The organism is Alteromonas naphthalenivorans, assembly GCF_000213655.1.
GTDB classification, from domain to species: domain Bacteria; phylum Pseudomonadota; class Gammaproteobacteria; order Enterobacterales; family Alteromonadaceae; genus Alteromonas; species Alteromonas naphthalenivorans.
This window is the reverse complement of record NC_015554.1, coordinates 3,254,663-3,266,926: the sequence shown is the minus strand read 5'-3', so window position 1 is coordinate 3,266,926 and position 12,264 is coordinate 3,254,663. Positions and strand designations below refer to the sequence as shown.

At 43.2% G+C, this 12,264-nt stretch carries 9 protein-coding genes; 4 read left to right on the top strand and 5 right to left on the bottom strand.

The features are described 5' to 3' along the window. Window positions 1-96 precede the first annotated feature (96 nt). From AMBT_RS14220 to AMBT_RS14210, 3 genes are all read right to left on the bottom strand, one after another. Window positions 97-2,967, bottom strand: coding sequence for an ATP-binding protein (locus AMBT_RS14220; protein WP_013785329.1), 2,871 nt, complete (start codon window positions 2,965-2,967; stop codon window positions 97-99). Continuing rightward, window positions 2,967-4,106, bottom strand: coding sequence for an ABC transporter substrate-binding protein (locus tag AMBT_RS14215; RefSeq protein WP_232363145.1), 1,140 nt, complete (start codon window positions 4,104-4,106; stop codon window positions 2,967-2,969). Before AMBT_RS14215 ends, AMBT_RS14220 begins: the two co-directional genes overlap by 1 nt. Window positions 4,107-4,317: 211 nt before the next feature. Then, the gene (locus AMBT_RS14210; protein WP_013785327.1) at window positions 4,318-5,232 is read right to left on the bottom strand and encodes an AraC family transcriptional regulator; all 915 of its coding nucleotides are present in this window, start codon (window positions 5,230-5,232) and stop codon (window positions 4,318-4,320) included. 84 nt (window positions 5,233-5,316) lie between these two features. On the opposite strand from AMBT_RS14210, the gene AMBT_RS14205 reads away from it, so the two are divergent. Beyond that, window positions 5,317-6,465, top strand: a complete 1,149-nt coding sequence (locus tag AMBT_RS14205) for an iron-containing alcohol dehydrogenase (protein WP_013785326.1) — start codon at window positions 5,317-5,319, stop codon at window positions 6,463-6,465. A 213-nt stretch (window positions 6,466-6,678) separates the two neighbouring features. After that, window positions 6,679-7,209 (top strand): 3'-5' exonuclease, encoded by a 531-nt coding sequence (locus tag AMBT_RS14200; protein WP_013785325.1) that lies wholly within the window; start codon window positions 6,679-6,681, stop codon window positions 7,207-7,209. 27 nt (window positions 7,210-7,236) lie between these two features. On the opposite strand, the gene AMBT_RS14195 is transcribed toward AMBT_RS14200, so the two are convergent. Beyond that, window positions 7,237-7,737, bottom strand: a complete 501-nt coding sequence (locus AMBT_RS14195; RefSeq protein WP_013785324.1) for a hypothetical protein — start codon at window positions 7,735-7,737, stop codon at window positions 7,237-7,239. 318 nt (window positions 7,738-8,055) lie between these two features. Between AMBT_RS14195 and AMBT_RS14190 the strand changes: the two genes are divergently transcribed. Continuing rightward, on the top strand, window positions 8,056-8,583 hold the full coding sequence (locus tag AMBT_RS14190) for a CYTH domain-containing protein (RefSeq protein WP_013785323.1): 528 nt from the start codon (window positions 8,056-8,058) through the stop codon (window positions 8,581-8,583). Between the two features lie 140 nt (window positions 8,584-8,723). Here the strand turns inward: AMBT_RS14190 and metK are convergent, their stop codons facing one another. Next, window positions 8,724-9,869 carry a methionine adenosyltransferase gene (metK, locus tag AMBT_RS14185; protein WP_013785322.1) on the bottom strand — a complete coding sequence of 382 codons (1,146 nt, stop codon included), beginning with the start codon at window positions 9,867-9,869 and terminating at the stop codon, window positions 8,724-8,726. 388 nt (window positions 9,870-10,257) lie between these two features. On the opposite strand from metK, the gene tkt reads away from it, so the two are divergent. Beyond that, complete coding sequence (tkt, locus tag AMBT_RS14180) at window positions 10,258-12,252, top strand: transketolase (RefSeq protein WP_013785321.1); 1,995 nt, start codon at window positions 10,258-10,260, stop codon at window positions 12,250-12,252. The last annotated feature ends 12 nt before the right edge of the window (window positions 12,253-12,264 follow it).

Below are 12,264 nucleotides of genomic sequence, written 5' to 3'. Positions count from 1 at the left end.
TTGAAAAGTAAATTTATTGATGGTTATAAATAGGATAGACGACAAATCTACCCTATTCAAAGTGCATAGTGTTTGTGGGGTAACAGGATTGATGAATCAGCTAAGCTGAAGTTTGGCTACCGCGTTTTTTTCAGCCCAGTAATCTACTTTTTCTAATAGGTCTTGAACATCGAAGGGTTTACTCAAATAGTCGTTCATGCCAGCGTTAAAACAGTCTTCTTTATCACCTTTCATGGCGTTCGCTGTAAGTGCAATGATGGGGGCATTAACATATCGCTCGCCGGCTTCACCGCGTCGAATACGGCGAGTTGCTTCAAAACCATCCATGTCGGGCATTTGGCAGTCCATCAATATTAAATCAAAAGTCACTTTCATTTTCTTTAGGGCTTCTAATGCTTCTATACCCGATTTCGCACTCAAGGTTTTGTGGGCACTTAAGTGCTGCTTCACAATGACCTGATTGATGTCGTTATCTTCAACGATGAGAATTTTACGTTTTTGAGTTACCGTATTGTGGTTATGGGTTTTACTTCCTTGGAGTGTAACTAAGCTGTCATCACCTTCTTTTAGCATGATATTGAAAGTGAATGTACTTCCTTCACCTTTCTCACTTTCTAAATGAATTTCACCATCCATAAGCTCACACAACTGTTTACTGATAGAAAGCCCAAGGCCCGTGCCGCCAAATTTGCGGGTTGTAGATAGGTCTTCTTGGGTAAATACATCAAAAATTCCTGCTTGTTTGTCTTTCGCGATGCCTATCCCTGAATCTTTTACTGCGCAGGTTAAGCGAAGCTTGTCGTCGTTGGTATGTTCTAAGGTGGTAGTTACGTCAATTTCACCTTTCTCAGTGAATTTAACCGCGTTACCAATCAAGTTAGACAAAATCTGCCGGAAACGAACAGAGTCTCCAATGACTACGTGAAAGCCTTGTAGGTTAAAATGAAAATGCAGACGTAGTCCCTTTTCTTGACATAAAATAGCGTATTGCGACTGCAAGCTTTCAAGGGTTTCTAGCAAATCGAAAGGTTGATCATCAATTTGAAGTTGCCCGGCCTCAATCTTAGAAAAATCAAGAATGTCATTAACAATGTGCAGTAGACCTTGAATGCTGAACGTAGCAAGTGAGAGGTAATGTTTTTGCTCGTCGTTTAATGGTGAATTCGTGAGCAACTGAAGTACGCCAGAAATACCGTGAATAGGCGTACGTATTTCATGGCTCATACTGGCAAGGAAGCCAGATTTCATATGCGCTGACTCTTCCGCCTTTTGCTTCGCGTCTTGTAAATAGCGCTCTGCTTGGCGTTGCTGCGTAACATCCTGTTGAAAGCCAATGTAGTGTGTGACTTCGCCGTCAGACTTTACTGGCGTGAGGATGAGTTTGTTATAAAAAGAGGCACCGTCTTTACGGTAATTAAGAATGGTGGTTTCAATTGGCTCGCGCTTAGCGATAGCGCTGCGTATTAGTGCGGTGGTATTGCTATCAGTACCTTCACCTTGCATAAACCTGCAATTTCTACCAATAATATCTTCTTTATTGTAACCAGTAAGGCGATTGAACGCATTGTTAACATAGATAATTGGTTGACCCGTACGCTTTATATCCGCAATAACAATAGAGACCGTGGCTTCATCCATGGCGTGATTAAGAATTTGCACATGACTTTCTAGCGAACGCTGAGTGCTATAGTCGACCCCTACGAATATAGCGCCTCTGATGTTATGGTTAGCATCTTCAAGCGGCGTATTGGTCCATTTAATATGCTTTTCCAATCCGTCTTCTACCGAGAAATGTTTTAACTCTCCAGAAGGTTTATTAATGAGCTTATTGAGTATGTACTTAACCGTACCTTCACGCTCTCCGTATTGATCTTCACAAAAAGCATCGAACCGTTTGTTGCTTAACATCACGCGATGGTTTTCATCTACCACTAAGAGCATATCTCCCATCGAATCAATAACATTAGAAAACTGTTCGTTCGATAAAGACATTTCCGCAAGGTCAGAAATTAAGGTATCAAATGCACTGCGAATATTGGCTAATTCTCTAGCCTCTTCTACAATCACTGACTCTTGTGAGTCGGTATCTTTAATACGGTTAACTATATCTTTATAAAGGGCTGATAAGGTGTTCTCTGCAAGTAGTGCAGTGGTTCGAATCATGTGAAAATTAACTAAGATAATACCTACAATAATGGCCAGCATGAGTAGCGCCAACCAATACAAGCCTTTCAGAGCATTGCCGATAGGTTTAATGCTATACAGGGTTAAGTTTTGATAGCGCGAGTCTTGCAACACATAGCCCATGGTGTCGACATCACTAAACGATGTACCGGGAATAATAAATTCCGGCTCACTACTGAAAAGTACTACGCCATTTTGTTCAGTAACAATCTGGTTAGTTAGCCTTGGGTAGGGGGCTAGCAAGTCTTGAAGGCTCTCTACATACATAACCAGCGCACCTTCTGCTGCACCACCTAAAAGTACTGGGACAGAAAAAAGCACGCCATTGTGAGAGATTGAAGAAAATGAAAGAGACGCGCCTAGTGTTTTTTGTTGCCACGCAGTATCCAGTTTTTCAGAAATAGAATGACTCCAGTTTTTCTGAATAACCATTTCGCCGGAAAAGTCGTACAACGCAAACTCCACATTACGGGTTTGGGTTAACTTTAACGACCTAAAGAACATGGGAAGATAATTATCACGCTGCTCTAAATCTACCAGAGAATTAATAATGATATCGTTAGATGCAAGGTCAGATAATTGTCGAGTGGTATCATTAACGATAAAAGAAAGGTCTTGTTTTAAGCCTTCAATAGACTGTTGTTGTACCGTTTCGATCTGCTGCTTGGCAAAAAAGAAGGCAAACGCAAAAAGCATTAACGCAACAACTAAAATCAACCCGAACAAACGGGGTAGCATGCTGGTTAATAAGCGCTTTCTAAGCGGTGGTGGCTGAAATTGCATTACTGATTTTCCAGAACGACCAAGTTACCTTTTTTATCAAATGAAGCCATAAAATAGTCCTTAGCCATTAATGCGTCATGCTGTGTGGGTGTAAATGCTGGGTCATAAGTTTTGATTACACCTTCAAAACTCCCCAAGTCTTCTAGTGAATTTCGTAGCGCATTTACATCATGACTGCCTGCTTTTGCCACGGCTTTAGCTAGCATGTTAACTAAATCATAAGCGTGCGCAATGCCTGTTACAGCTGGGATAGATTTAGGGTCTACGAGCCCATACTTACTATGATAAGCTTCTAACAATTGTTGGGCTTTTGTATGTTTTTGATGATCAAAGTGGAAGGTTTGTAATACTGACAAATTAAGTAAGTCGGGCTCAACGTTCAAACGCTCTATAAAATTGCCCGAAGCAATGCCCCAATGGGAAATTACAGGTAAAGCTGTGAGGTTTTGTGCTGCTAATTCGTTTACGACTACTGCCCCTTCAGGTGCGTTGGCAACCAAAATGATGGCTTCTGCTTTGTCTGATTTGATAGCAGATATATCTTCTTCAAATTTTTTCTGCTGCCAGTTAATCCAGCGAGTAGTCGTAATGGTAATCCCCATTTCGGCAGCGGCTAAGGTGAGCGATGCCTCGTTAGAACGACCCCACCCAGTACGCTCTAAAACCAGCGCTACACGTTTAATACCGCGAGAAGCAGCATGCTGAATAAGTACTTTTCCCGCCTCTGCATCACGAACTGATACGCGAAATACATTGTTAGGAGCATATTGGTTGTCAACCACTTGTGTACCTGCTGCCCAAGGCACGAGATATAGCAAGTTAAGTTGGTGAATAGACTCAAGCTCGGCTAACGCAACAGGCGTATGCACACCTCCTATTACCGCAATTAAGTCGCCATTGGTGGCGAGCTGTTCAATATTATGAATGCCCCGAGCAGGGTTGCCTCTATGATCTTTTAAAATGATATTAAGGGGGCGGCCTAGCAATCCCCCTTTTTTATTAATTTCATCTACAGCAAGTTCAACGCCTCGTTTAATGGCTACACCACCGTCCACAGCGACAGCCGAAAAGTCTGCATCTATACCAATATAAAGTGGTGTCGACGCCTCACTGCCGTTAGAGTGAAAACTTAATGTCATTAACGTTAAGAACCAAAATGTGAAACGTAAGCGCATAAAATCTTGAAGTTGATGGTAAGGCTAGTAATTGTATAGCATTAATTGGTTAGTTTTACCTTCCAAACATTATTCTTTCGTCTATCTTTGTTTAATTATTAGCCATGAATAAACCGCACTTTTAGCAAGGTTTTGTCAGCTGAAGAACAGCGTTAAGTTATTTATAGTACGGCAATTAATGAGCAGATTGACGGTCTTGTACAGGAGTGAATTGGTAGTAGCGTTTAAACTCTCTAGAGAATTGAGATAAGCTGTTATAACCCACCGCTTCGGCAGCGTCTCCCACTCGATAACCTAATGCGATTAACTCCCTGGCTTTAGATAGTCTAAATTTTTTTATATATTGAACGGGTGAATCCATTACTACATCCCGAAATGCGCGGTGGAAACCAGAAACACTCATGTTAGCACTAGCGGCAAGTGAGTCTACGTTTAACACAGAGGAATACTCATCATGAATGGTCCGCAAAGCTTGGGCGATTCTCGCATAATGCCCATTGTCGGTAAGGCCGCAAAGAACATGACCGGCAGGGCCATTAAGGATGTAATATACAATTTCTCGCACAAAACCTGCACCCAATGCTTTGGCACTATTACTGTGAGTTAATGCTTGAAGTAGTCTGCGTGTTGCATCGGTTATGTTTGCATCTAATGACTGCTGACTTACTGTAAAAATAGGAGCGGGGCTATTTTTGGCCTTGTCGTCACGCCATTGTGAAAGCTCTACAAGCAACGACGCGGGAATATCAATGACTAAACCTAATATGCAATCGTCATCATCTAAGGTGGCTGCACATTGAGCAGGCAAGGGCACACCGAAAACAATGTAATCGCCTTTTTTGTATTCGATTTCACGATTATCAACATACAAACGTTTAGTGCCTTGTAGCATGATAATAATGCCAGACTGATAAAGTAATGGCTGCTTAGGGCTGCCATAAGGATCGCGAAAAACTCGTACGCCATCTATATCCGTCTTGCTCACACCACTAAGCGCTGATTTACCTTTTGCGTGTAAAAACTGTTTCAGAATTTGACTTAAAAAAGCCAAATTATGAGTAGAGCCTGGGTTGTTTGTAGAAATAGGCAAATTTTTTCCAGAAATAGACGGTTTGTTTACACTAAATGGCACTATTATGCATTAACACAGGCATGTAATGACAGAGGAAAGACCATGAAATTTTCATTCAGCAACCCAACTCGGATCCAATTTGGCCAAGGACAAATTGGCTCAATCAACACCCTAATCCCAAAGGACAGCCACGTTTTAGTGTTATTTGGTGGCGGTTCCATCAAAAAAAATGGTGTTTATGAGCAAGTAGAGAACGCGCTAGATGGCTACAACTGGGAATCTTTTGGTGGCGTTGAGCCAAACCCAACCATTGAAACACTAGACAAAGCGGTTGCACTGATTAAAGAAACAGGCGTTGACTATATTCTTGCAGTAGGCGGGGGAAGTGTTATTGATGGCGCAAAATATGTGGCGGCAAGCGCCGTATATGAGGGTGAGGGCTGGGATATTCTAACGGGCAAGCATACCGTTGATAACGCGCTACCTATCGGTGCCATTCTAACCTTACCAGCAACAGGTTCTGAATCGAACGGCGGTTCTGTTATAAGTAAGAAAGCAACCAAGCAAAAGCTGGCGTTTATGTCCCCGTTAGTTTATCCGCAATTTGCGGTATTAGACCCCGATGTAATAAAAAGCCTTCCGCATCGACAAGTGGTTAACGGTTTAGTGGATGCCTTTGTTCACGTTTGCGAGCAGTACTTAACCTTTCCACAAAATGCGCCGGTTCAAGACGGCTACGCTGAAACCTTGCTGAAAACCTTAATTCAACTTGGCGGAAAAATTGATAACAAAGATGATGCATGGCGCGCTAACCTTATGTGGTCAGCAAACCAAGCACTAAATGGCCTTATCGGTTCAGGTGTTGCGCAAGATTGGGCTACCCATATGATTGGCCACGAACTCACGGCACTGTATGGCGTAGATCATGCTCGTTCATTAGCGATTGTCCAGCCGTCACTACTACGGGTTCAACTTGACACTAAGTCAGCAAAGCTATCACAGATGGGTCAAAACGTATTTGGTCTAGAAGAGAGCGATGATATTGCGCTTCGAACTATCGACGCTATCGAAGCCTTCTACCAGAGTCTTGAAGTCGCTACCCAGCTTACTGAGCATGAAGGCGACAAGCAAAGTGCCGTTAATGCTGTGGTAGAAAAGCTGAAAGGAAACAAAATGCTTTCACTCGGTGAAACGGGAGCCATTACCCCAGAAGTGAGTGAGCAAATTCTCAACTTGGCAGTGGCTGAGTAATCCCTACCTAAAAGCGGGCTATCACTTTATGTTCAGCCCGTGCGTTGATGTTAAAATGATACAAACTGGCACGATTCTACTATTAACAAAGTAGATGAAGTGTCGGTTTGTTTTTTAATTATACAACAGAAGTATGATTTTCAATTCCGTTTGCGCTTTATGAGTTCGTTTATTAGGTTTAAAGAAGGCAAGGCGTGTTTTACGCCAGCGTAGATGGGAGTTAGCTTGCAGAGAAATTATCCCCCTTCCATTATTGATTTGGAAGCCAGTGGGTTTGGTGCCCGTAGTTATCCTATTGAAATAGGTATAGTGCGCTATGATGGTGCAAAATGGTGCAAGCTTATTCGTCCTTTTGATAGTTGGGTTCATTGGGATCAAGAAGCAGAGTCTTTGCATGGCATCACCAGAGCCATGTTGAACACTTACGGAGTTTGTCCGGTCAAAGTGTGTCACGAGCTTAATGCCTTTTTAAGTAATACCATTGTGTATACTGACGGATGGGTGGTAGATAACCCTTGGCTCATTAAGCTTTTTGCAGCAGCCTCGGTTCAAATGTCTTTTTCATGTCGTGCATTAGAGTATGTTTTAAGCGAACCTCAAATGGCGCTTTGGCACGACGTTAAATCAAATATTGAATCGCAAAGCGACGCTCGACGTCATCGAGCAAGTACCGATGCAAAAGTTATTCAAAGTACGTATGTTGAAACCCGTAATCAGGTAGAAGCGGCAAAACACAAAAATTAGAACCCGCTTTAAGGGGGCGTTCATGTATTAGAAAAAGTATTGAACACCTAACGTAAGCGCATTATTTTCTTTATCTCCTACTTCTCGATGTTCAAATTCCAACGCCATATTTAAACCACTCTCGTCACCAACTAACCAACCCAGTCGAGTAAAAGTGCCTAAGTCTTCAGGTATATAGCGCCATTCAGGATAGTACTGCAAAGGTGAGTGGCTCGTATTAAACGAGGCATATATTTGTTGTTCGAAAAGTAGCGTTAACGCACGGTGAGCGCGAATTGATAGTTGGCTATTTTTGCTAGCATTAAAATGATTATCGTAGCCAGGTATGGATTCAAGGCGTGTTTCATTAAAGCGGCTTTTAATCTTCCACTTTGCTATTTTTTCACTTTTGAACACGATAGGGCCGTAGTAGCCATTCCAATCAGAAGCATCCCAATCAGAAACATCCCAATCAGCGGCCTCGCTGTAAGCGGCACTCAATGAGGCAAGCAATATTAAACAAACCACGCAAGTTGGGTAAGTTTTCATGGATAAATTCCTAGTTGAGTGAGACAGCGTAAACTTGTTCTTATGACTACCGATTATTATAAATGTAGGTGGTAGCTTCATAACCACAAGGGTGTTTTGTTCGCGCTATATGCCGATCTCTAACTTAAAAATATGACACAAAACGGTAACAAAAAATAAGTGCTGAATAGTAAGTGTAGCCTTTTATCTAAAAGGTTAAAAATAAACTTGTTACATATTTCTATTGTGAACTAACTTTTAAAGGGTAGTAGTAAGACTTACTTCAATTTAGTAGGCAAAGCAGTACTTTCAAATAGGGAACTTGGCCGGAGGTGAGTGATGCAAACGGAATGGGAATTTGAACGAAAGTTTTTAGTAAGTTATGTGCCAGAAGGTTTGTTAGATACACGAAAGCCTGTTGCAATAAGACAAGGTTACTTAGCTACCGAGCCGGATAAGCATATTAGAATTAGGGATGAAGGTGGTAATTACACCATGGCCGTTAAACAAGGTATCGGCCTTAAACGCAGAGACACGCGAATTACGTTGGATTCTGAGCAATTCGCTGATTTATGGCCTTTAACCCAAAATATGCGGGTGGAAAAACAGCGATATCGTATCGACTTTTTTGGAGCTCAACTGGTGATAGATATTTTTACCGGTAACTTAGCACCTTTAAAAATGGTGGAAGTTGAATTTGACAGCGAAATGAGTAGTCGACAATTTTTGCCGCCAGATTTTGCGGAAACGGAAGTGACCCATAAGAAAGAATTTCAAAATGTTGCGTTAGCGCGATTTGGCTTGCCTGATATGGTCATAGCGAGTGGGAGTACGAAAAGTGTCTCCATTAATGCAGGTTCCATATAGATAGCCAAAATATAACCACGCTATCGCCAAGCTATAGCAAGATAATAGCCTGAAATTAAAAAGGGTCGCTTCATTATGAAGCGACCCTTTTTCTGTTTTAAGCTTTCAACAGCCTAGCGCAAACTATACCGCTGAGCAAACTATACTGATGAACGTAGTGCTTCAGCTTTATCAGTGGCTTCCCACGGGAAGGCTTCGCGACCGAAGTGACCATAAGCAGCAGTAGGTAGGTAAATAGCACGTTCTAAATCAAGCATTTTGATTAAGCCATAAGGGCGTAAATCGAAATGTTCACGAACCAAGGCTACTAGCGTTTTCTCGTCAACCACACCAGTACCGAAGGTATCTATACTGATAGATGTTGGCTCGGCAACTCCAATGGCGTAAGACACTTGAATTTCACAGCGCTTAGCGAGCCCAGCAGCAACAATGTTTTTAGCAACATAACGGCCTGCGTATGCCGCGCTTCTGTCTACTTTTGAAGGATCTTTACCTGAGAAAGCGCCACCACCGTGACGGGCCATACCACCGTAGGTATCTACAATGATTTTACGTCCAGTTAGACCACAATCACCAACAGGTCCGCCAATAACAAAGCGACCAGTAGGGTTGATGTGGAATTGGGTATTGCTATCAAGCCATTCGCTAGGTAGCACAGGCTTGATAATTTCTTCCATTACTGCTTCGCGTACTTGCGCAGTAGAAACTGAGTCACAATGCTGAGTAGAAAGTACTACGGCATCGATGCCTACAGGCTTGTGGTTTTCGTACTTAAAGGTAATTTGGCTTTTCGCATCTGGGCGCAAAAAGTCTAGCTTGCCAGATTTTCTCACTTTAGCTTGTTTTTGTACTAAGCGGTGAGAATAAGTAATAGGCGCTGGCATTAATACGTCAGTTTCGTCACTGGCGTAACCGAACATAAGACCTTGGTCGCCTGCACCTTGTTCTTCTAAGCTCTCGCGATCAACACCTTGGTTGATATCTGGCGACTGTTTGCCAATGGCGTTTAATACTGCACAAGAATCAGCATCGAAACCCATATCAGAGTGTACATAGCCTATGTCTCTTACCGTTTTACGTGTGATTTCTTCAATATCAACCCACGCAGAGGTAGTGACTTCACCACCAACTAATACCATTCCGGTTTTAACGTAAGTTTCGCAAGCCACGCGGGCACGAGGATCTTGTTCTAGAATAGCATCTAGAACCGCATCTGAAATTTGATCGGCGATTTTGTCCGGGTGTCCTTCAGACACAGACTCGGAGGTGAATAAATGCGTGGCCATACATGCTCCATAAGCGTTTATTGTTCAAAATAGGTGAGTATTGTACTAAAACAAGGTATAAATACCAGTCTTTACTTCTAGACGTCTAAAAGTCCTTTCGTTACGATTTGTTGACAGTCGTGGATCACTTTTATAGATAATTGAGTAAAGTTAGCCACGCTTTCCTAATGAAGCGACATTGGCTGGTGAAGGAATGATGAGAATATTCATTATTTTAGCCAACTTTCGGTAATGGCAATGAAAAGCCATTGAACTGAATGGTGGCATGGGTAAGAATAACGCCCACATTACGATATACAGCAAAGCAGCGCTTTAAGGTTGAACAAAGGGATTTTGCCCACAGTGTTCCCTTAGCGAAATTCAGCTACAAAATAAACCAGGAGACAACATGCCCTCTCGTCGTGAACTTGCCAATGCCATCCGTGCTTTAAGCATGGATGCTGTTCAACAGGCCAAATCTGGTCACCCAGGCGCCCCTATGGGGATGGCCGATATTGCCGAGGTACTATGGGGTGATTTTCTATCACACAACCCGGCAAACCCGTCTTGGGCAAACAGAGACCGCTTTGTGCTTTCAAACGGTCACGGCTCTATGCTGTTGTACTCTTTGCTTCATCTTTCAGGCTATGAACTGCCTATTGAAGAGCTTAAGAACTTCCGTCAGCTTCATTCTAAAACACCGGGTCACCCTGAATATGGGTATGCACCGGGTGTTGAAACTACCACTGGCCCACTTGGTCAAGGCGTTAGTAACGCAGTAGGTATGGCGCTAGCTGAAAAAGTATTAGCGGCGCAGTTTAACCGTGATGGTCATGATATTGTCGATCACTACACCTACACTTTCATGGGCGATGGCTGCCTGATGGAAGGTATTTCTCATGAAACCTGTTCACTAGCGGGCACATTAGGCCTGGGCAAACTTATTGGTTTCTGGGATGACAACGGCATTTCAATTGATGGTGAAGTAGAAGGTTGGTTTACCGACGACACACCAGCACGCTTTAAAAGCTACGGCTGGGAAGTGATTGAAGGTGTTGACGGTCATGACGCTGAACAAATTAAAGCCGCTATTGAACAAGCTAAATCGAACAGCGCTCAGCCTACGCTAATTTGCTGTAAAACCGTAATTGGTTTCGGTTCACCAAACAAAGAAGGCACTGAGTCTTGTCACGGTGCACCATTAGGTGATGACGAAATTATATCTACCCGCGAAAAGCTAGGATGGAAGCATGGCGCGTTCGAAATTCCTGATGATATCTACGCAGGATGGGATGCAAAAGGCAAAGGTGGCGAAGCTGAAAGTGCGTGGAACGACGCCTTCGCAGCATATGAAAGTGCTTACCCTGAGCTTGCCGCAGAATTTAAACGCCGTGTGAACGGTGAGTTGCCAGCAGATTTCAGTGATAAAGCGGATAAAATCATTGCTGATTTGCAAGCTAACCCACAGAACATTGCATCACGTAAAGCATCACAAAATGCATTAAATGCATTTGGTCCTTTGTTACCAGAACTTCTAGGCGGCTCTGCCGACTTAGCCGGTTCAAACCTAACCATTTGGGATGGCAGTAAAGGCGTTGAAGCCACTGATGCATCGGGTAACTACATTTATTACGGTGTACGTGAGTTCGGTATGTCGGCCATGATGAACGGTATTACCCTTCATGGTGGTTTTAAAGCGTACGGTGCTACATTCCTAATGTTTATGGAATACGCACGTAACGCGGTACGTATGGCGGCGCTTATGAAGCAACCTGCTATTTTCGTATACACCCACGATTCAATTGGTTTGGGTGAAGATGGCCCAACGCACCAGCCGGTAGAACAAGTAGTGGCACTGCGTGCTACACCAAATCTAGACAACTGGCGCCCATGTGACCAGGTTGAATCTGCTATTGCATGGAAGTTCGCGATTGAGCGCAACGATGGTCCTTCAACGTTGATCTTCACTCGCCAAGGTTTGCCACAGCAAGAACGTAATGAACAGCAAGTTGCTGACGTTGCCAAAGGTGGTTATGTGCTTAAAGATTGTGCAGGCACGCCTGAATACATCTTTATTGCTACAGGGTCTGAAGTTCAACTTGCTGTTGAAGCAGCAGATAAACTAAGTGCAGATGGTAAAGCGGTTCGCGTAGTTTCTATGCCTTCTACCGACGTGTTCGATCGTCAATCCGCGGATTACCGTGAAAGCGTATTGCCTTCTAGCGTAACTAAGCGTGTTGCAGTTGAAGCGTTATCGAAAGAAAGCTGGTACAAGTACGTAGGTTTCAACGGCGCCATCATTGGGATGGATACGTTCGGTGAATCAGCACCAGCGGGTGACTTGTTCAAACATTTCAATATTACTACTGAAGCAGTGGTAGAGGCAGCATTGTCTCTTAGCTAACGAGGTCACCGC